The sequence below is a fragment of the Dactylosporangium cerinum genome, assembly GCF_042653625.1.
In the GTDB taxonomy this organism is placed as follows: domain Bacteria; phylum Actinomycetota; class Actinomycetes; order Mycobacteriales; family Micromonosporaceae; genus Dactylosporangium; species Dactylosporangium cerinum.
The window spans coordinates 38,609-64,695 of sequence record NZ_JBHSIU010000059.1 but is presented as its reverse complement, the minus strand read 5'-3'; the positions used below and the strand labels follow the sequence as shown (position 1 = coordinate 64,695).

Genomic DNA, 26,087 nt, shown 5'->3' with positions numbered 1-26,087 from the left:
CCTCAGAAGGTCACCACGGACTTGGTCACGGTGTACGCCTCGGCGTAGTGGGACCGGCACTCCATGCCGCGGATCCGGGCCAGACCGAGGAACACCTCGTCGTCCCACCAGTCGCGGGCCTTCTGCGACGGGAAGTGCTCGTGCAGCAGCGCGACCTTGCGCCGGCCCTGCTCGAGCGTGAGCGGCACGTAGGTGGTGCGGCGGGACAGGTCGCCGTCCCACTTCGGGATCTCGTAGTGCATGACGAGCGAGTCCCGGAACGCGGTCGAGGCAAGTGAACCGAGCAGCCGGTGGTCCTGGTGCGCGTCGTCGGTCGACGGCGCGAGGACCAGGTCCGGGACGCCGAGGCGGGCCGCCGCCTCGACGATCTCCTTGGTCGCGTTCCAGTGCGCGGGCAACCGCCCGTCGGGCAGATCATGCAGATGGAACGCGACCGTGCCCTGCGCCAGGAACGCGGTCGCGGCCGCGCGCGCCTCGTCCTGGCGGGCCGGCACCCCGGTCGCCAGGACGTAGTCGACGCGCACCCCCGCGGGCAGGGACAGCAGCAGCCCGCCGGCGGCGATCTCGATGTCGTCCGGGTGGGCCCCCAGGGCGACAACGGACCGCACGCCGGCCAGCGAGAACTCGATCATTCGACCTCCGCTTCGCTCCGGCCGCCTGATCCAGACCTGAGCCCCTGATGCTCGGCCCTCCCGCTCCGCTCCGGGCCGATCATGCGCGCTGCGTCGGGACCAGGGACGGGCGGCGGGTCGAGTCCCACAGCATCCACGGGCAGTTGCCGTGGTTGTAGGCCTCCTCCATCTCCGCGCGGTCCTTGAACGTGTCGACCGCGCGCCAGAACCCGTCGTACTGCTGGGCCAGCAGCTTCCGGTCCGGGATGAGCCGGTCGAAGGCGTGCGGCACCATGTCCTCGCCGTCGCGCAGGACGTCGAAGATCTCCGGCCGCATGATGAAGTAGCCGCCGTTCTCCCAGGTCATCAGGTCGCGGAAGTCCCGGACCCGCGACACCGACCCGTCATCGGACATCTCCAGGATGTGGTGCGTGGAGACCGGCGGCACGGCGAGCATGCTGACCGCCGCGGCGGAGTCCCGGAAACGCTCCACCATCTCCGGCAGCGGCGCGTCGGTCAGCGTGTCGGCATAGTTGGCCAGGAACATCGGCTCGTCCTCGACGTACTTGCGCACGCGCATGAGCCGCTCACCGATCGTGGCCTTGAGGCCCGTGTCGATGAACGTGATGTTCCAGTCGGTGATGTCGGTCGAGAACAGCTGCACGTCGCCGTTGCCGCCGACGAGGGTGAAGTCGTTGGACAGGGTCTCGTCGTAGTGCAGGAAGTAGTCCTTGACGACGGCCGCGCCGTAGCCCAGGGCGAGGACGAAGTCGGTGTGTCCGAAGTGGGCGTAGTAGCGCATGACGTGCCACAGCAGCGGACGGTCGCCGATCATCGCCATCGGCTTGGGCACGTTGCTGGTGCCCTCGCGCATCCGCATGCCGAGACCACCGCAGAACAGGACGACCTTCACGACAACCTACTCCTCGACGTCGAGTGCCGGGATCGGGTAGACCAGCTTGCCGCCCCACTCACGCACGTAGGACAGCTGCGCGCTGATCTCGGTGCGCAGATTCCACGGCAGGACCAGGACGTAGTCGGGCCGGTCGGCGGCGATGCGCTCCGGCGCGTGGATCGGGATGTGGGTGCCCGGCAGGAACATGCCCTGCTTGTGCGGCGACCGGTCGACCGTGTATTCGAGCAGGTCCTCGCGGATGCCGCAGTGGTTGAGCAGCGTGTTGCCCTTGCCCGGGGCGCCGTAGCCGACGACCCGCTTGCCCTCGGCGCGCGCCTTCATGAGGAAGTCGAGCAGGTCGCGCTTGATGGTGAAGACCTCGTCGGCGAAGCCCTGGTGCCCCTCGAACGTGTGCAGGCCGGCCTGGGCCTCCGCGTCGAGCACGGCCTTGACGGCCACCGAAGGTTCACCCGCCGTCTCACTCCGCTGGGCGTGCACGCGCAGCGACCCGCCATGGGTGCCGAGCTCCTCCACGTCGACAACGGTCAGCCCGCCCTTGGCGAGCGCCCGCGACGCGGTGAGCAGCGACAGGTACTGGTAGTGCTCGTGGTAGATGGTGTCGAACTGCCGGCGCTCGATCAGGCGGAGCAGGTGCGGGAACTCCAGCGTGACCAATCCGTCCGGTTTGACCAGATTCGCCAATCCCTGACTGAAGCCAATAATGTCCGGAATGTGGGCATAGACGTTATTTGCCGCAACCAGATCCGCCCGACCGTATTGCGCCGCGACCGATTCGCCGGTTTCCGGCCCGAGAAAGCAGACCTCGGTGCGGATCCCCTTTTCGCGGGCCACTGCCGCGACATTTCCGGCTGGCTCAACGCCGATCACGGGAATACCCGCGGCCACAAAGTGCTGCAGAAGGTACCCGTCATTACTGGCCACTTCGGCGACCAGGCTCTCGGCCGTTAGGTTGAGCTTCTCGATCATCGCGACCGAGTACTGCCGTGCGTGCTCCACCCAGGATGATGAATAGGAGGAGAAGTAGAGGTAGTCGGAAAAGATCTCCTCACCCGCGACGTACGCCGGGAGCTGCACCAACAGACACTCAGCGCAGGTGCGCACGTGCAGCGGGTAGAACGTTTCCGGAGCATCGACCCGGTCTGCGGGCACGTAGCTCTCACACAAAGGTGACATACCGAGGTCGACGAAGGTCTCAGTCAGCTCGGCGCCACAGAGCCGGCACGAGACAACGGGCATGCGTCCCCCCAAAATAATCGTTGGCGCTAGGCTCCCAGCTATACCGCGGGAGCATGATGTGGACGCGTCAGCCTAAGGCAGAATCCAAGCCAAGAAGCTAGCGGTCACAGATGACTGCGGTTCAACGTCAGAGTAAGAAGTCCGACACACCACTGAGGGCACTTTCGGTCCCTCTTAGACTCTCCTTCCACCCGCCGAGCGTTCGGGAGCTTTGCCATGCGCGTACTCGTCACCGGTCACGACGGATACATCGGCAGCGTGCTGGTGCCGATACTCCGGCAGGCCGGGCACGAGGTGGTCGGTCTGGACACGGGGTTGTTCGCGGACTGTGTGCTCGGGCCGGCGCCGGAGGAGGTCAAGACGCTGCGCGTCGACCTCCGCGACGTCGAGCCGTCCCACGTCACCGGGTTCGACGCGGTCATGCACCTCGCGGCGCTGTGCAACGACCCGCTGGGCAACCTCAACCCGGACCTGACGTATGACGTCAACCACCGCTCCACGATCCGCCTGGCGAAGGCCGCGAAGGCGGCCGGGGTGCAGCGGTTCCTCTTCTCGTCGTCCTGCTCGCTCTACGGCAAGGGCGCCGACGACACCCCGCTGGACGAGACGGCCGGCTTCCAGCCGGTGACGCCCTACGGCGAGTCGAAGATCCTCTCGGAGCAGGGCCTGCTGGAGCTCGCCGACGACGACTTCTCGCCGGTGTTCCTGCGCAACTCCACGGCCTACGGGTTCTCCCCCCGGCTGCGCGGCGACCTGGTCGTCAACGACCTCGCCGCGCACGCGCTGCTCACCGGGCAGGTCCGGCTGCTGTCGGACGGCAAGGCCTGGCGGCCCCTGGTCCACATCGAGGACATCTCCGCCGCGTTCCTGGCGCTGCTGGAGGTCGACCGGGACCGGGTGCACGCCAAGGCGTACAACATCGGCAAGAGCACCGAGAACTACCTGATCCGCGACGTGGCCACGCTCGTGTCGGAGGTGGTCCCGGGCAGCGAGGTCACCTTCGCCGAGGGCGCCGGCACCGACCTGCGCAACTACCGGGTCACCTGCGACCTCATCGCCGCCGAGGTGCCCGAGTTCCAGCCGAAGTGGACCGTCAAGCTCGGCGTCGAGCAGCTGATCGAGCAGTACCAGCGGCACGGCCTGACGATCGAGCAGTTCGGCAGCGAGACCCACCAGCGGATCAAGCGGATCAAGGCGCTGATGGCCGCCGGCAAGCTCGACAACAACCTGCGGTGGACCGCATGAGCGAGGGTCGCCTGTGTGACGCATGCGGCGAGGAGCGGCTCGTCCCGTTCGCCGACCTCGGCGACATCCCGGTCCTGTGCGGGGTGCACTGGGAGGCGCACGGCGACGCCGTCGCGTCCCCGGTCGGCAAGATGGAGCTGGCGCACTGCCCGCGCTGCGCCTACGTGCGCAACATCGCGTTCGAGCCGGACAAACTCGTCTACGACACGACGATGGACACCAACCTGCACTTCTCCCCCGCCTTCCAGCGGTTCTCCGCGGACCTGGTGCAGAGCCTCAGCGAGCGCTACGACCTGAGCGGCAAGCTCGTGCTCGACATCGGCTGCGGCCAGGGCGAGTTCCTCAAGGAGCTCACCCACGTCGGCGGTGCCACGGGCGTGGGCTACGACGCGATGTACGCGGGCGAGACCGGCACCAGCGGCGCGACCACGTTCCACAGCGGGCTCGCCCCGCGCGGCAAGGGCCTGCCGGCGTACGACTTCTTCACCTCGCGGCACTGGTTCGAGCACCTCGACGACCCGCACGAGTTCCTGGTCGACCTGCGGGAGCAGGCGAAGGGGCGCGAGGTCTTCGGTTACGTCGAGGTCCCCGACGCGGTCTACGACCTCGCAACCGCCGGCTGGGAAGTCATCTACCCGCACGTGTCCTACTTCGACGCATACTCCCTCGCCAGCATCTTCGGCCGGGCGGGCTGGACGGTCGAGTCGACGGGGACGCTGTTCTCGGGGATGTTCCGCTACATCGAGGTGTCGGCCAACCGGCCCCGGGCCGGCGGTCACGTCGCGCACACCGGCGAGCTGCCGTCGATGCGGGCCCGGGACAAGCAGCTCGCGGCGATCGCCGGGTTCGCGGAGCGGCACCACGCCGAGCGGGAGCGCTGGCGCACCACGATCGCGCAGCTCAACGCCGACGGCGCCCGGCCGGTGCTGTGGGGCGCGGGCTCGCGCGGTGTGCAGTTCCTGACCCTCGCCGACCGTGAGCTGGGCCTGCACGGCGTCGTCGACCTCAACCCGCGCAAGTGGGGCCGGTTTCTGCCGGTCACCGGGCACCGGGTGGACCCGCCGTCGACACTGACCACGCTGCAGCCGAAGGCCGTGGTGATCACCAACCCGGCGTACAAGGAAGAGATCGCCAAGTCCCTCGCCGACCTCGGCGTGACCGCAGAGATCCTGGTGGCCTGACGATGTCTGAACCACGGCCCAGAGTGTCCATCGGCATGACGACGTACAACGTCGAGAAGTACCTGCCCCTGGCGATCGAGTCGATGCTGGCGCAGGACTACCCGGACTTCGAGATCGTCGTGTGCGACAACCTGTCGACCGACGGCACCTGGGAGATCCTGGAGCGCTACGCCGCCAAGGACCAGCGGGTCCGGGTGTACCGCAACCCGGAGAACCTCGGCGAGGCCGGCAACTTCCGGCGGGTCGTGCAGCTGGCCCGCGGCGAGCTGTTCCGGCTCGCCGCGCACGACGACCTCGCCGCGCCGACGCTGATCAGCCGGTGCGTGGAGGCGCTCGACGCGCACCCCGAGGCGATCCTGGCCTTCCCGCAGACGGTGCTGATCGACAGCGACGGCAACGAGATCGGCCCGTGGGACGACGCCATGGACACGTCCACGCTGCGCTCGCGCGGCCGGGTCAGCTGGTATGCGCGGAAGTGGAACCTCTGCAACGAGGTCTTCGGCGTGATCCGCACCGACGTGCTGCGCAAGACCCGGCTGCTCGGGCCGTTCCTGTCCAGCGACGTGCGGATGCTGCACGAGCTGGCGCTGCGCGGCGAGTTCGTGCAGGTGCCGCAGCGGCTGTTCTTCCGCCGGATGCACGCGACCAACACGTTCGGCGCCCAGCGCGACACCGACGAGGTGCTCGAATGGCTGGAGCCGGGTGCGGCCAAGGGCAAGACCCGCAAGCGCAAGCCCGCCTCGGACCAGAGCCACCACACCAGGATGACCTGGGAGATCACCAAGGCGCTGATGAGCAACGAGCTGCCGGTGACCGAGCGGGCGGTGGCGACGGGGGCGTTCCTGACCTCGTGGGGCACCCGCCGGGGCCGGGCCAAGTTGGGCCGGATCCGCCGCTCGATCACCCGCACGCCGATCGCCCCGCCGCCGTGGGAACAGCCGCAGCAGCAGCCGACCGACCAGCAGCCGCAGGACTAGGAGTCCGCATGAGTCAGAGCGTCGACAACACCGTCGACCCGCTCGACCGCACCGTCGATCTTGACCGTACCGCCGAGATCAACGCTCTGACACCACCGGCCGTCCTGTCGGACGACGTCGAGGAGGCGCCGCGCAAGCGGCTCAAGTCGGCGATCTTCTGGTCGTACGCGCTGACGGCCGGCCGCCTGGGCACCACCACCGTCGTCACGTTCGTGCTCGCGGCCATGCTGGGACCGCACGCGTTCGGTGTCGTCGGCACCGCGCTGCTGTTCGTGATGATCACGCAGATGCTGCTCCAGCAGACGCTGCTGACCACGATCATCCAGCGGGAGAAGCTCGAGGGCGACCACCTGGACGCCGGGTTCTGGCTCGTCATCATCGGCAGCGTCGTCCTGACGGGCGTGGCCGCCGGCACGGCCCAGTGGTGGGCGGCGTTCAACAACCAGCCCGAGGTCACCCTGATCTGCGTGGCGCTGACCCCGATGATCCTGCTGCAAGGGCTGACCGTGGTCCCCGAGGCGATCATGCGGCGGCAGATGACGTTCCGGCCGCTGGCCATCCGGACCCTGATCGCCAACGTCATCGGCGGCGTCATCGGGATCGCCATGGCGGTCGCCGGTTACGAGGCCTGGGCCCTGGTCGCGCAGCAGCTGGTGACCGGCGGCGTCGGCGCGGTCGTGCTGTGGTCGGTCACCGACTGGCGCCCCCGCTGGAGGCTCCCCCGGCAGGCGATCAAGGACCTGTGGGGGTTCTCCGCCCAGTCCGCGCTCGGCGGCATCGGCGTCTTCCTGGCCATCCGCATCGACCTGCTGGTCCTGGCCAAGTTCTTCGGGCCGGTCGCGGTCGGTCTGTACCGCATCGCGCAGCGCCTGCCCGACATGCTGACCGAGGTGACCAGCCGGTCGCTGCAGCAGGTGTCGCTGCCGGAGCTGGCCCGCCTGCAGCGCAAGCCGGTGGAGCTCGGTGACCGGCTCGCCAAGATGCTGCACGTCTCCGCCGTCGCCGGCCTGCCGGCCCTGGGTATCCTCGCCGCCGTCGCGAAGCCGCTGGTCGCGCTGCTCGGCCCGGAGTGGTCGCCGGCCGGCACCGGCATGCAGCTGCTGTGCATCGTCGGCGTCGTCAACGTCTACGGGGTGCTGCTCGGCCCCGCCCTCCAGGCGGTCGGGCGGCCCGGCATCAACACCGCGCTGTCGTGGTTCCAGCTAGCGGTCGGGGTCGGCACGTTCTACCTCATCGGCCGGTGGCTCAACGGATCAACCGACGACCGGGCCCAGGTCGCCGCGATCGCGCTCGGCATGTCCGCGGTCGAGCTGTCGGTCACGATCCTGATGATGTACATCACCTTCGTGCGGGTGCTGAAGGTCAGTTCCTGGCAGATCCTCGGTCCGACGATCCCGGCGTTCATCGCCGGCGCCGCGGGCTTCCTGGTGCCGTTCCTGATCGATCGGGCCGACCTGCTCGGCAACGGCCCGTGGCTGCTGAAACTGGTGGTTTACGGCGTGCTGGCCACGGGCATCTCCGGCGGTCTACTGCTCGCCCTGGACACGCGTACACGGGGCATGGTCATGCGAAAGCTCGGAAAGAAGAAGTAGGAGCGGTCTTGCTGTTCGACGAGTCCAACCGCCTGCGCCCCCTGGCGCACGCGGCGATCCCCGGTGGCGCACATACCTACGCGAAGGGCGACGACCAGTTCCCCGAGGAGGCACCGGGCTTCATCGTCCGGGGCAGCGGGTGCCACGTCTGGGACGCCGACGGCAACGAGTTCATCGAGTACGGGATGGGGCTGCGCTCGGTTACGCTCGGCCACGGGTACGCGTCCGTCGTCGAGGCCGCGGCCCGGCAGATGGCGGACGGGCTGAACTTCAGCCGCCCGGCGACGATCGAACTGGCCGCCGCGGAGCGGCTGCGGGCCGCGCTCGGCGTGCCCGACCGGATGGTGAAGTTCGCGAAGAACGGCTCGGACGTGACGAGCGCCGCGGTGAAGCTCGCCCGCGCGTTCACCGGGCGGGACCTCGTCGCGATCTGCGCCGACCATCCGTTCTTCTCCACCGACGACTGGTTCATCGGCACGACCGGCATGCCCGGCGGCATTCCCGGCGCGATCCGGGATCTGACCGTCCGGTACCGCTACAACGACCTGGCGAGCGTCGAGGCGCTGATCGCCGAGCACCCGGGGAAGATCGCCTGCTTCGTGCAGGAGGTCGAGACGACCGAGCCGCCCGCGCCGGGCTTCCTCGCCGGCCTGCGGGCGCTGTGCGACCGGCACGGCATCGTGCTGATCATCGACGAGATCATCACCGGGTTCCGCTGGCACCTGCGCGGCGCGTCGCACGTGCACGGCGTCCAGGCGGACCTGACCAGCTACGGCAAGGCGCTCGGCAACGGCTTCGCGGTCGCCGCCCTCGTCGGCCGGGCCGACATCATGGCGCTCGGCGGCCTGCAGACGGATCAGGAGCGGGTGTTCCTGCTGTCCACCACGTACGGTGCCGACACGCACACCCTGGCCGCGACGATGGCGGTCCTCGACGTGTACGAGCGGGAACCGGTCATCGAGCACCTGCACCGGCAGGGGCGGCGGCTCGCCGAGGGGGTCACGGCGGCGGCCGCGGCGCACGGGGTCCAGGACTTCGTCGGTGTGGCGGGCCGCGACAGCAACCTCATCTACGTGACCAAGGACGCCGACGGCGAGCGGTCCCAGCCGTTCCGGACCCTGTTCCTGCAGGAGCTGATCCGCCGCGGCGTGATCGCCCCCTCGTTCGTGGTCAGCTACTCGCACACCGACGCCGACATCGACCGCACCGTCGAGGCGGTCGACGGCGCCCTGGCCGTCTACGCGAAGGCGCTGAGCGACGGCGTCGAGGCGTACCTGGTCGGCCGAGCCGTGAAGCCCGTCTTCCGCCCTTACGTCTGAGGGGTACCACCGTGGTCGCAGTCGTCGAAGAACGGGAAGCAGAGGTCAGGGGCGGCATCCGCCCACCGGTGAAGGCCGCCCTCGTCGTGGGTGCCCTGGTCGCCGGGACGGTCGCCTCGATCCTGCGGCAGCCGGGGCCCGGCGCGCTGGACACGATCTGGGCCGAGGACGGCGAGATCTTCCTGACCCAGGCCGTGCGCGACGGCGCCGGGGCGTTCACCACGTCCTACGCCGGCTACTACCACCTCGTCGCCCGCCTCGTCGCCGGCGTCGCCGCGCTGCTGCCGCCCTCGCAGGCCGCGGCCGCGCTCGCCATCGGCGCGGCGTTCGTCACGACGGTCTTCGCGGTCGCCGCGTACGCCCTCAGCGGGGAGTACATCCCCTCGACCGTGGGCCGGCTGGCGGTGTCGGTGCCGGTCGTGGCGCTGCCGATGGCGCAGGGCGACGTGCTGAACTCCCCCGCGAACCTGCACTGGACCGGCCTGTACGTGCTGTTCTGGTTCCTGCTGTGCCGGCCCACCTCGACGGCCGGGAAGGTGCTCAGCTGCGCCGGGATCGTGCTCGTGGTCGGCAGCGACATCCTCACCGGCGTCTACCTGCCGCTCGTGGCGTTCGTCCTGTGGTTCCACCGGGACCGCTACGCGGTGGCGAAGGCGGTCGCGTTCGTGGTGCCCTTCGCGGTGCAGGTGCTCGGGCTGCTGACCGGGGCGAGCGAGCGGGAGGGCCTGGCGCCGGACCCGGTGCGGGCGGTGACCGGATTGGTGCTGCGCGCGGTGCCGACGGCCCTGTTCGGCGAGCGGTGGGTCGGCCAGTCGATCAACACCCGTGGCCTGCTCTTCGGCGCGCTCGCGTGGCTGCTCATCGGCGCCGTGCTGATCCTGGCGCTGCGCAAGGTCGTGCGTCCACGGTGGACGCTGGCGATCGCGGCCGGGGTGCACTGCGCGCTGGTTTACCTCGCGCCGGTCGCGCTGAGCGGCATCGCCACCCCCCGCTACAACGTGGCGCCGGCGCTGCTGCTGCTGGTGACCCTCGTCGCGCTGCTCAACGACGTGATCGGGGTGCGGGTCCTCGCTGCGCTGCTGCTCGTGGTCTGTGCGGTGAACTTCCGGGTGGACAACGCCCGAGCGGACGGGCCGGACTGGCACACCGGGTTACAAAAGGCAGAGGCGGCCTGTGCGGCCGATCCCGCCGGCACCGCGACGGTCGAGGTGACCCCGCTCGCAGCGCCCGGATGGCATGTTGCGCTGCCGTGTGACTATGTCGACAGAAAATGACCCCGTAGCAATACGGGCATCGTCGGACAAGCAATTATCAGGCGAACTATGATCCACTCCAGAGTTAAAGCCTGAATTTCCTCGACCGTTCGGCCAGGGTTGCCTGGCGGAACGACGGAGGTCACTGCACCACGGAACGAGATTCATGTTTCGTAGGCCACAGGTACGCTGAGCTGCGAAACAGGAGATCACTTCTGTCCGTTTCGCAACATTAGTACCATATTTGTATTTTGTGTTTTTTGTTGTTGTTGAACGCGCGAAACGGCATTTCATGTTCCGTTAAAAGAGGCATGTAAAGAATGCGACACGGCGAGATTGCCAGTGCCCACTTGCCTCCTACGCGCGTTATCCGCCAGTGTCGCTAGGCGACTGCCTGAGGGGGCGCCGCGATGATTATTCTCCGGGAGCAGGGTCGGTCATGAAGGTTGGCGTCATCGGCTGTGGTTACTGGGGAGCGAAGCACGTCAGGGTGCTCTCATCGCTCCCCGAGGTGTCACTGGTCGTCGCTATCGACGCGCAGACGGAGCGGATCGAGCCGTTGCGCCGGATGTATCCGAGCGCGCTCTGCGTCACCAGCCTCGACGAGGTGATCGACCTCATCGACGCCGCGATCATCGCCACGCCGCCGCGCTCGCACGCCCCGCTCGCCAAGCGGCTGCTCGCCGCCGGCAAGCACGTCATGGTCGAGAAGCCGATGACGGCCTCGACCGAGGAGGCCCGCGAGCTCGTCGCGATGGCCGACGAGGCCGGGCTGACGCTCGCCACCGGGCACACCTTCGAGCACAACGCAGTGGTCAAGCACCTGCGCGACATGGTCGCCGCCGAGGAGCTCGGCAAGATCTACTACATCGACACCGCGCGGCTGAACCTCGGCCTCTACCAGCCCGACGTCAACGTCGTCTGGGACCTGGCGCCGCACGACATCTCGATCATCAACATGGTGCTGGACAGCACGCCGACCGCGGTGAGCGCCTGGGGCGCCAGCCACGCCGGCACGCCCTTCGAGGACGTCGCCTACCTGCGGCTGGAATACGGCGCGATCGGCGCCACCGCGAACATCCACGTCAGCTGGCTCGACCCGTCGAAGGTGCGCCGCGTGACGGTGGTCGGCAGCCAGCGCATGGCGGTCTACGACGACATGCTCGACGAGGGCCGGCTGCGCATCTACGACAAGGGCGTCCAGGGCGCCCCGCTCGACGGCACCGTGCCGATGTCGTACCGCTACGGCGGCATCACCGCGCCGCACATCCCGATGACCGAGCCCCTCGGCGAGGTCGACCGCGACTTCGTCCAGTCGGCGCTGACCGGCCGCACCCCGCAGGTCGACGGCCGCCGTGGCCTCGCCGTCGTGGAGGTGCTCGAGGCCGCGGCCGAGTCGATGGCCACCGGCCGCACGGTCGAGATCTCCCAGCCCGCCAACGTCTGACCCGTCTTCCTCGAACGCCTCTCGAAACGAAAGGACCCCACGTCCGTGCGCATCCCGTTCAATGACCTCGCCACACCGCACGCGTCGATCGTCGAGGACGTCGTCGCGGAGGTGCGCGCGCTGGCCGGCAGCTCCCGCTTCATCGGCGGGCCGGCCGTCGAGGCCTTCGAGCAGGACTTCGCGGCGTACTGCCGCACCACGCACGCCGTGGGGGTCGCCAACGGCACTGACGCGATCGAGCTGACGCTGCGGGCGCTCGGCATCGGCGGCGGCGACGAGGTCCTGGTCCCGGCCAACACGTTCATCGCGACCGCATCGGCCGTCGCGGCCACCGGCGCCACCCCCGTCTTCGTCGACGTGGACCCGGTGAGCCTCCTCGTCACGCCCGCCTCGCTGGAGGCCGGCAAGACCGAGCGGACCGCCGCGGTGATCCCGGTGCACCTCTACGGGCACATGGTGCCGCCGGCCGACGTGCTGCCGTTCGCGGCCAAGTACGGGCTCGCCGTGATCGAGGATTCCGCGCAGGCGCACGGCGCCAACGCGCCTGCTGCCGCCCAGAATGAGGCTCTGGATGAGAAGGCGCGGGCCGGGTCCTACGGCGTTGCCGGAACCTTTAGTTTTTATCCGGGCAAGAACCTCGGCGCCTGGGGCGACGGCGGAGCGGTCGTGACCGACGACGCGCAGCTCGCCTCCCGGATCCGGTCACTGGCCAACCACGGACGGTCCGAGGGCACCGATCACTACGAACACCGCTACATCGGGCGCAACAGCCGGCTCGACGCGTTGCAGGCAACCATCCTGCGCCGCAAGCTGGCCGACCTGGACTCAGCCACCGGGCAGCGCCGGCGCGTCGCGTCGGTCTACGCGGAGGCACTCGCCGCGCACGGCATCCCGCTGGTGGCACCGCTGCCCGGGGTGGACAGCGCATGGCACCTGCTCGTCGCGCGGGTGCCGGGGCGCGAGACGGTCCGGCGCCTGCTGGACGAGGCCGGGATCGGCACCGGGGTCCATTACCCGGTTCCGTGCCACCGGCAGCACGCATACGCTACCGACCAGACCGTCAGCCTTCCGGCGGCCGAGCAGGCCGCCGCCGAGATCCTCTCCCTTCCCTTCTTCCCACACCTGCGGGACGAAGAGGTCGCCTACGTCGCAGACCACCTCGCCAAGGCGATCACCGCGCTCTGATTTTCGTCAGCTCGCTCGTTCGTTGTCGCACCAACGCACAGTGAGGAGGTGCCGCCGTTGACCGCGCCACAGGCCATCGACGCTGCACTGAACACCACACCGCCCGCAGTGGAGGAGGCGTCCGATGACGCCACCGTCGTGATCTCGTCACTGCCCCAACCGGACACCGCGCCCATCGGCGGCGCGCTCGAGGTCTCCGACGACGCCACCGTCGAGATCCCGATGCCGCAGCGGGTCCTGCGCAAGGTCGGCAGCGGCTGGGGCCTGATCCAGGGGCACCGCGAGGGCCGTTCGCTCATCCCGAAGCGGTCCCTGCGGCAGTTCGTGGAGGGCCTCGTCGCCCTGGCGATCCTCGCCGCGCTGTCGCCGGTGCTGCTCGTGGTCGCGCTCGCGGTCAAGTGGACCAGCGAGGGACCGATGCTGTTCCGGCAGGAGCGCCTCGGCCTGCACCGCAGCACGTTCAAGATCATCAAGTTCCGCACGATGAGCAACAAGAACAGCGACGCGCAGCACCGCGAGTTCGTCAAGAAGATGCTCACCTCCGACGACGACGTCGACGGTGGCGAGCAGGGCGTCTACAAGCTGGTCAACGACCCGCGGATCACGCCCATCGGCGGCTTCCTGCGGCGCACCAGCATCGACGAGCTGCCCCAGCTGTGGAACGTCGTGCGCGGCGAGATGTCCCTCGTCGGCCCGCGCCCGGTCCTCGCCTGGGAGGCGGACCTGTTCCCGCCGGAGGCGGAGCGGCGCTTCGCGTGCCGGCCCGGCATGACCGGCCTGTGGCAGGTGTCCGGCCGCAGCACCCTGGACTTCAAGGCCGCCCTCGAACTCGACGTCATGTACGTCGAGAAGAAGTCGGTCTGGTATGACATCTCGATCCTCTGGCGGACCGTCGGGGTCGTCTTCAACCGATCGGTGGCACGGTGAGCGGTCCGGAGCGCAGCGGAGGATCCGCTCACCGTCAAGGCAAAGGCAGCCCAGTGAGCGGTCCGGAGCGCAGCGGAGGATCCGCTCACCGTCAAGGCAAAGGCAGCCCAGTGAGCGGTCCGGAGCGCAGCGGAGGATCCGCTCACCGTCAAGGCAAAGGCGGCCCAGTGAGCGGTCCAGTCGTCGATCGTCGTAAGGGCAGGGTGGCTCAGTGAAGGATCCACGACTCCACGTCGTGATCGCCGTGGCGAATCTGCCGGTCGAGCGTGACCGGCGGGTCATCCGCGAGGTCAAGGCCCTCGAGGCGGCGGGTTACCGGGTCACGGTGATCTGCCCGCGGGGCGTCTCGAAGATCACGCAGGTGCCGGGCACCGTCGACGCCAAGGTCCGCTCGTACAAGATGTACGAGTCCTCCGGCGGCGCGGTCTCCTTCGCCGTCGAGTTCGCCTGGTCGTTCGTGTGCATCGGCTGGCACCTGATGGCCGCGGTGATCCGCGACAAGGCCGTCGCCGCCCAGGTCTGCAACCCGCCGGACGTCTTCTTCCCGCTCGCGCTGCTGATGCGGATGCTGGGCCGGCCCTGGGTCTTCGACCACCACGACCTGTCCCCCGAGGTCTACCAGGCCCGCGGCGGCCGCCCCGGCTCGCTGCTGGACAAGGTGCTGCTGCGCTTCGAGAAGTGGTCGCAGCGCGCCGCCTCGGCGGTCGTGTCGACCAACGAGTCCTACCGTGAGCTCGCGATCAGCCGCGGCGGCTGCGACCCCTCCCGGGTGGTGGTGGTGCGCAACGGGCCGTCGGCGTCCGAGGTCAAGCCGGTCGCCTCCGCTCCCGCCGAGATCGACGACCACACCATCGTCTACCTGGGCGTCCTCGGCGCGCAGGACGGCGTCGACAACGCGATCCTGGCCGCCGAGCGGCTGGTGGACCTGCGCGGCCGGCTCGGCTGGCGCCTCGTCGTCGCCGGTGACGGCGAGTGCCTGGAGAGCCTCAAGGCGCTGACCGTGGAGCGCAAGCTCGAGGACGTCGTGGAGTTCACTGGCTGGCTCGGCGTCGAGGAGATCGACCGGCTGCTGCGCACCGCTTCCGTCGGATTACAGCCAGATCCTCGCAGCGCGCACGCCGAGGTGTCGACAATGGCCAAGACCGTCGAATACCTCGCCCGGGGACTGCCGGTCGTCGGTGTGGACATGCGGGAGACCCGGCGCAGCGCCGGGGACGCCGGGGTCTACGTCGAGCACGGCACCCCCGAGGAGTTCGCCGGCGCCCTGCACCGACTGCTGGACGACCCGGTGGCACGTGCGTCGATGCGCAATGTCGCGCTCGCGCGGTTCCGCAACACCTTGGCCTGGGAACACCAGGCGGCGGCTTATGTCCGGCTATGGGACGAGTTGCTGTCTACCCGCCGTGAGAGGTACAAAGCGGGATCGGCGATCATTCGACAAGCCGCACCCGCAGACGTCAGTCAGGCAGAGCAACGACAGTGATGCGCGCAAATGAATACCGCCCGACCGGCGACCGCGCTTGTGTGAGGGGATGACGTGGACCTCTGGGATCTCGCCAAGCTGATGGGTCGACGCTGGTATCTCATGGCGCCGATGATCATCTTGACCCTTGCCGCGACCAGCTGGGCGCTGCTCACCATCAAGCCCGACTACACGTCGACCGGTCAGATCATGCTGATCCCCCCGGCCGACCGCACCCCGTTGACACCTGCCGAGCTGCAGTTGACCAACACCTGGGTCGAGGTCGGCGAGGACATCATGGCCAAGGCCCTGTCGATCTCGCTGAACACCAACCAGACCCACAAGGAGATCGAGGGCGAGGGCTTCTCGTCGACCTTCGAGGTCGCCGCCGAGGACCGCTCCAGCATCCTCACCGTGACCGCGACCGCGACCACCGCCGCCGCCGCACAGGCGACCGTGCAGCGACTGCAGAAGCAGATCACCCGCGAGGTCGAGGAGATGCAGGCGCGCTACAAGCCCAAGGCGGGCCGCGCGATCAGCACCCAGGTCCTCGACGCCGGCGACACCATCGAGGTCGTCTCCTCGAAGGTCAAGCGCGCCGCCGTCGTCATCATCGGCGTCGGGCTGCTGCTCACCGCCGCGGTGACCATCGTCGGTGACAACATCCTGCGCCGCCGGGCCCGCGCCCAGGCACTGCGCCGCCGGCAGGGCGGCGACCTCGAGTCCGGCGACGACGGCGACGTCATAGCCGACACCGACCGGTCGCCCGGTGGTCGCGTCAACGGGACGGGCAAGACGGCCAACGGCAACGAAGTCGTCGCGAAGCAGGACGAGACGGCCGTGATCACCGTCGGCCGGATCAAGAGCACCGTGGCGAGCAACAACGGCAATGCCAATGCCAACGCCGCGGGGCCCGGCCTCACGGTGGCATACCGGCAGGCCGAGGTCGCCCCGGACGACGACCGGCGCGGGGTCGAGCCCGACGACGCGACGATCATCCTGCCGCTGGGCAACACGCCGTGGGCCGGCCGGGAGGGTCGCGACAAGGACGCTGAGGCGCGCAACCGTTGACCTCCAGCACCGTGGCGGGCGAGAGCCGCACGCGCAGTCAGGCGCCACCCGCCGCGGTGGCGCCTGACGACCTGCGGATCTTCAAGCGCAAGCCGAAGCGGAAGCGGGTCCAGGGTTACCGCCCGTCGCCCGACCTGCTGCCGGTCCTGGTCGACGAGGGCACCTACGCCTCGCGCCGGCGGCGCAGCCACATCGACGCCGCGTCGCTGCTCGTCCTGGTCGTGATCCTGATCCAGCTGCTGCCATCGCGCCTGGTCGTGCCGGACCTGACCTCGGTCGGCCGGCCCGGCCTGCTGATCGGCCTGCTGCTGGCCGTCTGGTGGATGCTGTCCAAGCTGCACCCGCGCCTGGCCATGATCGGCCCGCAGCCGATGCGGTGGGCGTTCGTGGTCTACGCACTGACGCTGCTGCTGTCCTACGCGGCCGGCCAGTTCCGTGGCCTGCCCGTGCTGGAGGCCAACTCCGCCGACCGGGCCCTGCTCGGCGCCCTGGCGTTCATGGGCATCGTCTTCATGACCGCCGACGGCGTGCCGACCCGCGATCGCCTCGACGACGTGCAGCGGGTCCTGGTGTACTGCACCGCGATCAACGCCGTGCTCGGCATCCTGCAGTTCGTCACCAAGAAAGACCTGACGCAGAGCATCGTCATCCCCGGCCTGACCCTGCAGGGGGAGCTGGTCGGCCTCGCCGACCGCGGCGGCGGCGGCCTCATCCGGGTCGCCGGCACCACCGGGCACTACATCGAGTTCAGCGTGGTCATGGCGTTCGCGGTGCCGCTGGGCATCCACTACGCCCGCTACGCCAAGACGAAACTCGAGCGCCGGATCTTCCTCATCTCGACGCTGCTGATCGCCGGCTCGATCCCCCTGGCCCTGTCCCGCACCGGCATCCTCGCCGTCGGCATCGCCCTGCTGTGCATGTGGCCGGCGTGGAACTGGCGCTTCCGCTTCAACGTCGCGGTCATCAGCATGGGCCTGCTGGGCGTGCTGTCCGTGGTCCGGCCCGGCCTGCTGGGCACGCTGCGGTCCCTGTTCAGCAACGCCGAGGACGACCCGAGCATCAAGGGCCGCACCGACGACTACGCCATCGTCTTCCAGTACGCCTCCGAGCGGCCCTGGCTGGGCCGGGGCACCGGCACGTTCATCCCCGAGCTGTACCGCTACCTGGACAACCAGTGGCTGATGACGCTCATGAACAACGGCTACCTCGGCATCGCCGGGATGGTGGTGCTGCACTTCTCCGGCGTGTTCCTCGCGATCATCGCGTTCCGCCGGGCGGAGAATGAGGTCGACCGCCACCTGTGCGCGGCCATCTCGGCCGTCCCGCTCATCGCGGCGCTCACCGGCCTCACGTTCGACTCGTTCTCGTTCAGCACCTTCGTGGTCGTGCTCGCCCTCCAGCTCGGTGCCGCCGGCGCGATGTGGCGCTTCACGCACCCGGCCCGCACCACCCGCGGCGCCGCCGTCGGCGCTCTCCAACGCTGAATCTGGAGTTTTTCGGTGATTTCAGTCGTCATCGCCGCCCACAACGAGGCGGCGGTCATCGGACGCTGCCTCGACGGCATCCTCGCCCCCGACATCGACATCACCGTCGTGGCCAACGGGTGCAGCGACGACACGGCCGCGATCGCCGCGAGCCGCCCCGGCGTCCGCGTCATCGACCGCCCCGAGCCGGGCAAGTCGGGCGCCCTGAACGCCGGCGACGCGGTCGCCACCGGCTTCCCCCGCATCTACCTGGACGCCGACATCCCGCTGACCGCGCACGACCTCCGGACGCTGGCGGCGTTCCTGTCCGAGACGCCCGGTCTGCTCGCCGCCACCGCGCGCCGGACCCTCGACACCCGCCGGCGCCCGCTGCTGGTGAAGGCGCACAGCGCGATCAACGGCCGGCTCCCCGCATACCGCGACGCCCTCTACGGCCGTGGCGTCATCGCCCTGTCCGCTGCCGGCCGGGCGAGGTTCGACACCTTCCCCGAGGTGGTCGCCGACGACCTGTTCCTGGACGGCCTCTTCGGCCCCGGCGAGAAGGCCGAGACGCCGGCGGTCGTCGCCGTCGTCGAGACGCCCCGCCGCACTTCCGATCTCGTGAAGCGTTTGGCCAGGGTACGAGCGGGTAACGCGGCTCTGCGCGCCGCGGGTGCCGCCCGTCCGGCGGCGCGCTCCTCGTGGTTGCGCGACGTGGTGGTTCCGAGGCCCTGGCTTCTGCCGGCGGCGGTGGGCTACGTTGCGCTGACCGTCGCCGCGTCGCGCGCCGCCCGCCGTCGCGACGTCGGCTGGGGCCACGACACGTCCACCCGCGGAGCAGTCGGAGCGCAGCAGTGAGCCTTGAGCCAGTCGTCAGCGTCGTCCTCGTCTCGTACAACACCCGCGAGTTGACGCTCAAGAACCTCGCGGGTCTGCAGGCGGGCACCGCCGTGCCGATCGAGATCATCGTGGTCGACAACGCCTCGACCGACAACTCGGCGGCCGCGATCGGCCACGCCTACCCCGAGGTGCGCGTCCTGCGCCAGCCGGTGAACCTGGGCTTCGGCAACGCGGTCAACCTCGGCGCCGCACAGGCCACCGGCCGCTGGATCCTGCTGATCAACCCGGACACCGAGCCGGTCGGCGACGTGATCCGCACCCTGGTCGAGTTCGCCGGCAGCCACCCCGAGAACCGGATCTACACCGGCCGGACGCTGCGCGCCGACCACACCGACGACGGCCACTCCGTGCACGCGCTGCCCAGCCTGTGGGGCTACGTCTGCTTCGCCACCGGCCTGTCGTCGCTGCGCCGGCAGTCGTCGCTGTTCAACCCCGACGAGCTGCCCGGCCTCGACCGGGCCATCGGCGGCGAGGTGCCGGCCGTGTCCGGTTGCCTGCTGCTCATCGACCGGCCCCTCTGGCAGCAACTGGGCGGCTTCACCCCGGACTACTTCATGTACAGCGAGGACATCGACCTCAGCGCCCGCGCCCGCGACCTGGGCGCCCGCCCGGTCCTCGTCCCGGAGGCGCAGCTGCTGCACGTCGGCGGCGCCGCCTCCAGCACGGTCAACAAGCGGATCATGGTGCTGCGGGGCAAGACCACGTTCGTCCGCCTGCGCTGGTCGCCCGGCCGGGCGAAGGTTGCCCGGCTGCTCATTTCCGCCGGGGTAATGCTCCGCGCCGCCGCCGGGGCGAGCTGGCGCGAGGTGTGGCGCCAGCGGGCGACGTGGCTGGACGGCTGGCCCGCGCCGGGCGGCGCCGCGGTCATCCCCGCGCAGGCCGCGCCGTCCGAACCGGCAGCCACCCGGTCGGGTTCTCAGCCGTAACGCGGGGCGCTGCGGCTGCGCTGGATGTTGGGGGTGCGCCGCTCGCGGGCGCGCCAGCAGCCGGTGTGCCAGTGCCGGCGGTCGGCGAGGTCGCCACGGCCGTCGGCGGGCCAGGACACCAGGTGCGGCACGCCGGGCGCGATCTCCTGGTCGCAGCCGGGGCAGCGGTACGCCTTCGTCGCGGCGCTGGCCGGGATGTTGCGGACCTGCCACTCGCCGTCACTCCACGTCTGCACCCCCTCGACGCCGCGCTTGACCCGTTCGAGATCGATCGGCTCAGGGGCGGCGTCGCGACGGGGGTGGTTGCGACGAGGGCTCACACCGCCACCTCCGCTGCGCTCCGGCGTCGGCGCGAGCTTAACCCTGTTCCCATGGTTCGCAGCCTTCCGCTGCGCTCCGGCCCGCTCACCCTTCCAGCGTACCGATGATCACCGCTTCGAGTAGTCGCGGAAGCCCCGGCCCACCTTCCGGCCCAGGTAGCCGGCGGTCACCAGGTGCTCCAGCAGCGGCGCGGGCGCGAAGCCGGGCTCGCGCAGCTCCAGGTACAACTCCCGCTGGATGGCGAGCGAGACGTCCAGACCGACCACGTCGAGCAGCTCGAACGGCCCCATCGGGTAGCCACAGCCGAGCTTCATCGCGTAGTCGATGTCGTCCGCGGTCGAGTACGACGCCTCGACCATCTTCACCGCGTCGTTGAGGTACGGGAACAGCAGCGCGTTGACCACGAACCCGGACCGGTCGGCGCACACCACCGCGTGCTTGGCCAGGGCCCGGCACACCTCGGTCGCGGTGTTCACGGTCGGGTCCGACGTCCGGATCGTGCGGACCACCTCGACCAGCCCCATGACCGGCGCCGGGTTGAAGAAGTGCAGCCCGATCACGTCGGCGGGGCGCTCGGTCGCAACCGCGCACTCGATCACCGGCAGGCTCGACGTCGTCGTGGCGAGCACGACCCCCGGCTTGCAGATCTCGTCGAGCGAGGCGAACAGCGCCTTCTTCACCGACAGCTCCTCGACCACCGCCTCGACCACCAGGTCGACGTCATTGAGGTGATCGATCGTCGCCGACCACGTGACCCGGCCGATCGCGGCGTCCCGGTCCTGCTCGGTGAGCTTGCCCCGCACCACGCCCTTGTTGAGGCTGGTCTTGAGCCGCTCGCACACCTTTGCGGACTTCTCCGCGCCCCGGGTCACGGACACGACCTCGAACCCGGCCTTCGCGAACACCTCGATGATGCCGGTCGCCATCGTGCCGGAGCCGACCACGCCCACCTTCGCGATGTGCTTCACGGTTTCGCCGGTGTCCTTTTGCATCGGCGTGGCCTCGTCGGCGACGACGACCGGTGACCCCGGCTTCTCGTACGTGTAGAACCCCCGCCCCGACTTCCGCCCGAGCAGCCCGGCCGTCACCATCTGCTTGATCAGCGGCACCGGCGCGTGCCTGCGGTCCCGGCCGCCGCGCCGGTACATGGTGTCGAGGATCTCGTACGCCGTGTCGAGCCCGATCAGGTCCATCAGCGCGAGCGGCCCCATCGGCAGCCCGCACCCGAGCTTCATGGCCGCGTCGATGTCCTCACGGGTCGCGTATCGCGCCTCGACCATGGAGACGGCCTGGTTGAGGTACCCGAACAGCAGCGCGTTGGCGATGAACCCGGCCCGGTCCGTGATCGTCACGTCCACCTTGCCGAGCCGCTCGCACAGCGCCTCGATGTCGGTGACCACGTCCTGCGACGTCACCACCGTGCGCACCACCTCGACCAGTTTCATGATCGGCGCCGGGTTGAAGAAGTGCATGCCGATGACCTGGTTCGGCCTGCTCGTGGCCACCGAGATCTCCGTGACCGACAGGCTGGAGGTGTTGGTCGCGAGAATCGCCTCGGGCTTGCAGACCCGATCCAGCTCGGCGAAGATCCGCTGCTTGAGGTCCAGGTGCTCGGGCACCGCCTCGATCGCCAGGTCCACCTCGTGCAACGCGTCCAGCCCGACCGCGAACGTGACCCGCCCGAGCAGCGCGTCCCGCTCATCGGCGGAGAGTTTGCCCTTGGCAACGGCCCGGTCGAGCGACCCGCGCATCGTCTGCTCACCCCGGTGCAGCGCCACGTCACTGATCTCGACCGCGGTGACGGCCACCCCGCTGCGGGCGAAGACCTCGACGATGCCGGCGCCCATGGTGCCCAGCCCGACCACACCCACGGAACCAAACTCGCGCCCCATCGCACGACCTCCCTAACGACCGCTCAGGTTACTGGCGAGTCTCCCATGCCACCCCCACCCAGCGCCCTGTGGGATTTCTGGCTGTGCCGGCTGGGTCACGGCTGGCGCCGCGACCCGGCGGGGGGCTGCGCCACCCCGCGCCCCCCATGCTCGCTGCGCTCGCACTCAAGCCTGTTTCTTCCGCGGCGGCCTTCGGCCGGAAGAGCAGTGGGGGATTCTCACCCCACACCCCAATGCTCGCTTCGCTCGCACAGCCGCGCGTTCCGCGCTGGCTGGGATGGCGCATACGCGCCCATCCCGTGGTCGGCCTCCGCGGTCCACCAACCATCACGCCCCGCCCCACGGTCCGCACCCGTTGCAGGCGTCCCCGCTGGGCAGGCCGTTGTGATCGAAGGGCACGCTGGTCTCCCGACGACCACAACGCGACTTCGATCAGGGGACCATGATCAAGGCGGGGTAAGCGCGGCCCTTGAAACCGGCGGGCGGACCGGCGTCGAGGCGGTGCAGGCCCTTGGCCGTGTCGGGGGTGGCCTGGCCGCGGAGCCTGGCTGGGACCTTGCTGGCACCTGGCCAATTCGCGTTGCCTGCCTGACCGCGGTGGTCGAATTCCGGCTTATCGGGTGCCGCTCGGGTCTCACGGGGCGTACCTCTGTCATCGAAGGAGCGCGCTGGTCGCCCGGGAGCCTGTTGCGTTTTGGCGGAAACCGTCTCGTCGACGGTCGCCGATCGGCCGCGACCGGCCCGCACAGCCGTATTTCTCTCAGCACCGAACGTGAGCCGGCCATTTCGCAACAGGCTCCTGGACGACCGTGGGGCGGCTTCGATCAAAGGCTCCACGATCAAGTGGAGCGGAAGCGGCGCGTGGGGTGGGTGGGGGTCAGGTCCAGCGGATGGTGGCGCGGTCGCGCCAGAGGGCCAGGACGACGGGGTCGCCGTGGACGTGGAGGTCGGTGGTGGTGCGGCGGTTCCAGAGGGCGAGATACAGGTCGCTGGCGGGGCCGCGGAGGGTGCAGTCGGCGGTGGTCGGGGTGCCGCGGGTGATCTCGGCGCCGGTGGGGCCCATGCGGACGGTCCAGGAGTGGGGGGCGTCGGCGGCTTCGACGGCGAGGACGGCGGGCTCGTCGCAGCGCAGGCGGCGGCCGCGGGCCGCGTAGAAGGCCATGAGCAGCTCGTCGATGCCGTCGACCCCGAGGTCGCGGGCGACGCTGTCGGGTTGGCCGACGGCTGCGTGGAGGTCGGCGCGGTGGATGATCGTCTCGTGGGCCTGGCGGCGGGCCCAGAAGGAGAGCGGGGAGTCGGCCGGGAGGAAGTGCCAGCAGCTCAGGTCGGTGGGGGCGGCGCGGAGCTGGTCGACGAGGGCGACGTGGCCGGCCTGGAACCACGGGACGAGGTCGGGGTCGGCGGGCATCGGGCCGACGGCGCCCTCCTCCTCGTCGTCGGTGAGGACGGCGGGGCGGGCGTCGCGGATGTAGGCGGTCGCCCAGCGGTGCACGTAGCCCACGTGCTGGACGAGGTCGCGGACCGTCCAGTCGGGGCAGGTCGGGACGGCGGCGTCGAGGCCCGCCTTCTCCGCCGCGTCGACGAAGTCGAGCCCGGCACGCTCCAGCGCATCGATGTGCTGCCCGATTTCCATGCCGTCATGCTAAGCCGACCCCCTGACAAAAACGGCCAGGGCGGAAGCGGGTCAGGCGACGAGCAGGCCGCCGATCCAGATGCCGGCGATGACCAGGGCGGTGGCGAGCTCGATCAGCATCGAGACGCCGGCGGCCTTGAGGGCGTGCTTGGTGGACTGCCAGGCGCGGGTGTTGTCGTTCTGGCGGATGCGTTCGACGACGAAGACGCCGAGGACGAAGCCGAGGACCAGGCCGACGACCGGGATGAGGAAGAAGCCGATGATGCCGACGACGCCGCCGAGGAACAGGGTCAGGTTGGGCACCCCGGCGCGTTTCAGGTTGCGGCCCGGGACGAGGTACTTGGCGGCGAAGCCGACGGCGAGCACCAGGGTGGCGGCGACGGCGACGGTCCAGCCGGTGCCGCCGTGACCGCCGAAGAGCGCCCACACCATGACCCCGGCCCAGCACAGGAGCAGGCCGGGAAGCATGGGGATCAGGACGCCGACGACTCCGATCAGCACCGCGGCACCAGCGATGAAGGCCACCAGGCCCGAGCTATCGGTCACATCCACGACGATGAGGCTAGGCGGACGCGACCACCTCCGCCAATTTCGCGGCGAACTCCGTGGGGCGTTCCACGTGCGGGGAGTGGCCGCAGCCTTCGTAGACGATTTCGGTGTACGGGCCGTACGCGGCGAGCACGGCCCTGGTCTGCCCGATCATCGGCTGGGGCGGGCAGGCCTCCTCGCCGGGCCAGCCGGGGACGAGGCCGAGCTTGCCGAGCTGGGCCAGGTCGAAGAACGAGGCGTCGGACACGATGGCGTCCTGATCGCCCCGGATCCACGTGATCGGGGGCTTGACCGGCAGGTCGACGATGCCGGAGAGGTTGAGCCAGCGCGGTGACAGGGTGTTGAGCACCCCGCGCGAGCCGGGGCCGACGCCCGGCCAGTTCTCGCTGGTCGAGCCGGTGCCGGGGTAGTTGTCGTCGCCGACAGCGGTGGAGAGCATGGTGTCCAGCAGCAGTTCCTCGTCGTCACCCAGCGAGGACGGTGCGGCGACGTAGAAGGCGCGCATGACGTTGCGCGGCGAGGCCTGTTCGTCGGTGCCGCGGTCCGCCGCCGCGAGGAGCCGCACGAACTCAGGGTTGGCCGATCCGCCGCCGGTACCGGCAAAGTCCGGCGTCGTGGGGGTACCCACCAGATCACGGGTGCCGCCGAAGCCGTACGGGGAGACCGGCGCCTCCAGCACCAGCGCCGCGATCGACGAAGGGTGGTCGAGCAGCAGCTGCAGCGCGACGCCACCGCCGAGCGAGTGCCCGACGACGACCGGCGGCCGGTCGAACCCGGCCAGCAGCGGCGCGATGTCGTCGGCGAAGTCGCGCAGCCCCCGGGTGGCGTCGACGCCGAGCGCCGGGCTGCCGCCGTACCCGCGCAGGTCTGGCGCGACGATCCGCCAGTCCTGCGGCAGGTGACGCAGCAGGGGCTCCCAGAACCCGGACGATGAGCAGTTGCCGTGGATGAGCAGAACCGGAGGGCCGTCGACCGGGCCACGGGTGGTGACGTGCATCACCGCATCGTGACACTCCGGATCGGTCGGTCACATGTTGTCGGCCCACATGTTCCGGTCGTACTTGGTGAGGGCCCAGATGACTGCGATGTCCGCCGCGATGATGAGCATCGACCACAGCGGGTAGTACGGCAGGAACAGGAAGTTGGCGACGGCACTGATCGCGGCCAGCACGATGCCGAGCACTCTGGCCCAGACCTGGCCGGCGAGCACCCCGACGCCGCCCGCGGCGACCACCACCCCGAGCGCCAGGTGGATCCAGCCCCAGGTCTGCACGTCGAAGCCGAAGAGGTAGTTGTCGGTGAGCACGTAGAAGGTGTCTTCGAAGATCGCGGTCAGGCCGACCACGATCTGGAAGATGCCGATGACGACCATCATGCTGCCGCCGAAGACGGCGAAGCCCGTGACCCAGCCGGATTGGCGGCCCGTTGTCGATGTCGTACTCATGCGGCCCACCGTGTGCCGCCCAAAGGTGAAGCACGCTCACCCGACAGGGATGCAGGTAGTGCTTGACGCTTCAAGTACCAAGGCCGCACTATGTACTTGAAGATTAAAACACTTAGCGGAAGGAAGCCATGAACATCGTTCTGTGGATCCTGCAGGGCCTGCTCGGGGCGGCGTTCATCGCGACCGGGTTGATGAAGGCGACCCAGCCCAAGGAGAAGCTGCCGGCGAACATGACCTGGACCCAGCGCTACAGCGCCGGCACGATCAAGTTCATCGGCGTCGCCGAGCTGCTCGGCGGCCTCGGGCTGATCCTGCCCTGGGCCACCGACATCGCCCCGGTGCTGACACCCCTCGCCGCCGTCGGACTGCTCGTGGTGATGCTGCTCGCAATCGTCGACCACGTGCGCGCCAAGGAGTACAACGTGCTGCCGATCAACCTGGTGCTCGGCGCGCTCGCGCTGGTCATCGCGATCGGCCGGTTCTGACGCGTATCGGACGTGGCGTTGGCCGCGATGCACGGGCGCCAGGCACCATGGA

24 protein-coding genes are annotated in these 26,087 nt (G+C 69.6%); 15 read left to right on the top strand and 9 right to left on the bottom strand.

Translation table 11 applies throughout. The features are described 5' to 3' along the window. Positions 1-2: 2 nt before the first annotated feature. The 3 genes from ACFPIJ_RS41410 to ACFPIJ_RS41400 form a co-directional block, all read right to left on the bottom strand. Complete coding sequence (locus ACFPIJ_RS41410; protein WP_380123992.1) at positions 3-632, bottom strand: PIG-L deacetylase family protein; 630 nt, start codon at positions 630-632, stop codon at positions 3-5. 79 nt (positions 633-711) lie between these two features. Beyond that, the gene (locus ACFPIJ_RS41405; protein WP_380123990.1) at positions 712-1,524 is read right to left on the bottom strand and encodes a glycosyltransferase family protein; all 813 of its coding nucleotides are present in this window, start codon (positions 1,522-1,524) and stop codon (positions 712-714) included. A gap of 6 nt (positions 1,525-1,530) precedes the next feature. Beyond that, positions 1,531-2,763, bottom strand: coding sequence for a methyltransferase domain-containing protein (locus ACFPIJ_RS41400; protein WP_380123988.1), 1,233 nt, complete (start codon positions 2,761-2,763; stop codon positions 1,531-1,533). Positions 2,764-2,979: 216 nt separating this feature from the next. Between ACFPIJ_RS41400 and ACFPIJ_RS41395 the strand changes: the two genes are divergently transcribed. The 14 genes from ACFPIJ_RS41395 (at position 2,980) to ACFPIJ_RS41330 (ending at position 19,711) form a co-directional block, all read left to right on the top strand. Continuing rightward, entirely contained in the window at positions 2,980-4,008 is a 1,029-nt protein-coding gene (locus tag ACFPIJ_RS41395; protein WP_380123986.1) for an NAD-dependent epimerase/dehydratase family protein, read from the top strand. Beyond that, positions 4,005-5,189 (top strand): class I SAM-dependent methyltransferase, encoded by a 1,185-nt coding sequence (locus ACFPIJ_RS41390; protein ID WP_380123984.1) that lies wholly within the window; start codon positions 4,005-4,007, stop codon positions 5,187-5,189. The genes ACFPIJ_RS41395 and ACFPIJ_RS41390 overlap by 4 nt, the downstream gene beginning before the upstream one ends. A 2-nt stretch (positions 5,190-5,191) precedes the next feature. Beyond that, complete coding sequence (locus ACFPIJ_RS41385) at positions 5,192-6,166, top strand: glycosyltransferase family 2 protein (RefSeq protein ID WP_380123982.1); 975 nt, start codon at positions 5,192-5,194, stop codon at positions 6,164-6,166. A gap of 8 nt (positions 6,167-6,174) precedes the next feature. Further along, entirely contained in the window at positions 6,175-7,758 is a 1,584-nt protein-coding gene (locus tag ACFPIJ_RS41380; RefSeq protein WP_380123980.1) for a lipopolysaccharide biosynthesis protein, read from the top strand. 8 nt (positions 7,759-7,766) lie between these two features. After that, complete coding sequence (locus ACFPIJ_RS41375) at positions 7,767-9,077, top strand: glutamate-1-semialdehyde 2,1-aminomutase (RefSeq protein ID WP_380123979.1); 1,311 nt, start codon at positions 7,767-7,769, stop codon at positions 9,075-9,077. An 11-nt stretch (positions 9,078-9,088) separates the two neighbouring features. Further along, positions 9,089-10,351 carry a hypothetical protein gene (locus ACFPIJ_RS41370; RefSeq protein ID WP_380123977.1) on the top strand — a complete coding sequence of 421 codons (1,263 nt, stop codon included), beginning with the start codon at positions 9,089-9,091 and terminating at the stop codon, positions 10,349-10,351. A gap of 418 nt (positions 10,352-10,769) precedes the next feature. Next, the gene (locus ACFPIJ_RS41365; RefSeq protein ID WP_380123975.1) at positions 10,770-11,777 is read left to right on the top strand and encodes a Gfo/Idh/MocA family protein; all 1,008 of its coding nucleotides are present in this window, start codon (positions 10,770-10,772) and stop codon (positions 11,775-11,777) included. Between the two features lie 45 nt (positions 11,778-11,822). Further along, positions 11,823-12,962: a DegT/DnrJ/EryC1/StrS family aminotransferase gene (locus tag ACFPIJ_RS41360; protein ID WP_380123973.1), complete on the top strand. Its 1,140-nt coding sequence runs from the start codon at positions 11,823-11,825 to the stop codon at positions 12,960-12,962. A gap of 57 nt (positions 12,963-13,019) precedes the next feature. Further along, positions 13,020-13,889: a sugar transferase gene (locus ACFPIJ_RS41355; RefSeq protein WP_380123971.1), complete on the top strand. Its 870-nt coding sequence runs from the start codon at positions 13,020-13,022 to the stop codon at positions 13,887-13,889. Between the two features lie 211 nt (positions 13,890-14,100). Next, positions 14,101-15,372, top strand: a complete 1,272-nt coding sequence (locus ACFPIJ_RS41350; RefSeq protein WP_203846404.1) for a glycosyltransferase family 4 protein — start codon at positions 14,101-14,103, stop codon at positions 15,370-15,372. A gap of 54 nt (positions 15,373-15,426) precedes the next feature. After that, positions 15,427-16,422, top strand: a complete 996-nt coding sequence (locus tag ACFPIJ_RS41345; protein ID WP_380123969.1) for a hypothetical protein — start codon at positions 15,427-15,429, stop codon at positions 16,420-16,422. Continuing rightward, positions 16,419-17,906: an O-antigen ligase family protein gene (locus ACFPIJ_RS41340; protein ID WP_380123968.1), complete on the top strand. Its 1,488-nt coding sequence runs from the start codon at positions 16,419-16,421 to the stop codon at positions 17,904-17,906. Before ACFPIJ_RS41345 ends, ACFPIJ_RS41340 begins: the two co-directional genes overlap by 4 nt. A gap of 15 nt (positions 17,907-17,921) precedes the next feature. After that, positions 17,922-18,743: a glycosyltransferase family 2 protein gene (locus ACFPIJ_RS41335; RefSeq protein ID WP_380123966.1), complete on the top strand. Its 822-nt coding sequence runs from the start codon at positions 17,922-17,924 to the stop codon at positions 18,741-18,743. Continuing rightward, positions 18,740-19,711 (top strand): glycosyltransferase family 2 protein, encoded by a 972-nt coding sequence (locus ACFPIJ_RS41330; RefSeq protein ID WP_380123964.1) that lies wholly within the window; start codon positions 18,740-18,742, stop codon positions 19,709-19,711. Before ACFPIJ_RS41335 ends, ACFPIJ_RS41330 begins: the two co-directional genes overlap by 4 nt. On the opposite strand, the gene ACFPIJ_RS41325 is transcribed toward ACFPIJ_RS41330, so the two are convergent. From ACFPIJ_RS41325 to ACFPIJ_RS41300, 6 genes are all read right to left on the bottom strand, one after another. Further along, entirely contained in the window at positions 19,702-19,983 is a 282-nt protein-coding gene (locus tag ACFPIJ_RS41325) for a hypothetical protein (protein ID WP_373318773.1), read from the bottom strand. The two genes, ACFPIJ_RS41330 and ACFPIJ_RS41325, sit on opposite strands and share 10 nt — an antisense overlap. A 156-nt stretch (positions 19,984-20,139) precedes the next feature. Continuing rightward, on the bottom strand, positions 20,140-21,924 hold the full coding sequence (locus ACFPIJ_RS41320; RefSeq protein ID WP_380123962.1) for a 3-hydroxyacyl-CoA dehydrogenase family protein: 1,785 nt from the start codon (positions 21,922-21,924) through the stop codon (positions 20,140-20,142). Positions 21,925-22,801: 877 nt separating this feature from the next. Further along, a complete protein-coding gene (locus ACFPIJ_RS41315) occupies positions 22,802-23,557 on the bottom strand; it encodes a maleylpyruvate isomerase family mycothiol-dependent enzyme (protein ID WP_380123960.1) in 756 nt (251 codons plus the stop codon). A gap of 51 nt (positions 23,558-23,608) precedes the next feature. Beyond that, positions 23,609-24,109 (bottom strand): DUF456 domain-containing protein, encoded by a 501-nt coding sequence (locus tag ACFPIJ_RS41310; RefSeq protein WP_380123958.1) that lies wholly within the window; start codon positions 24,107-24,109, stop codon positions 23,609-23,611. A 10-nt stretch (positions 24,110-24,119) separates the two neighbouring features. Further along, positions 24,120-25,103: an alpha/beta hydrolase gene (locus ACFPIJ_RS41305; RefSeq protein ID WP_380123956.1), complete on the bottom strand. Its 984-nt coding sequence runs from the start codon at positions 25,101-25,103 to the stop codon at positions 24,120-24,122. Between the two features lie 30 nt (positions 25,104-25,133). After that, complete coding sequence (locus ACFPIJ_RS41300; RefSeq protein ID WP_380123954.1) at positions 25,134-25,550, bottom strand: DUF7144 family membrane protein; 417 nt, start codon at positions 25,548-25,550, stop codon at positions 25,134-25,136. A 128-nt stretch (positions 25,551-25,678) separates the two neighbouring features. On the opposite strand from ACFPIJ_RS41300, the gene ACFPIJ_RS41295 reads away from it, so the two are divergent. Then, on the top strand, positions 25,679-26,035 hold the full coding sequence (locus ACFPIJ_RS41295; RefSeq protein ID WP_380123952.1) for a DoxX family protein: 357 nt from the start codon (positions 25,679-25,681) through the stop codon (positions 26,033-26,035). Positions 26,036-26,087: the final 52 nt, after the last annotated feature.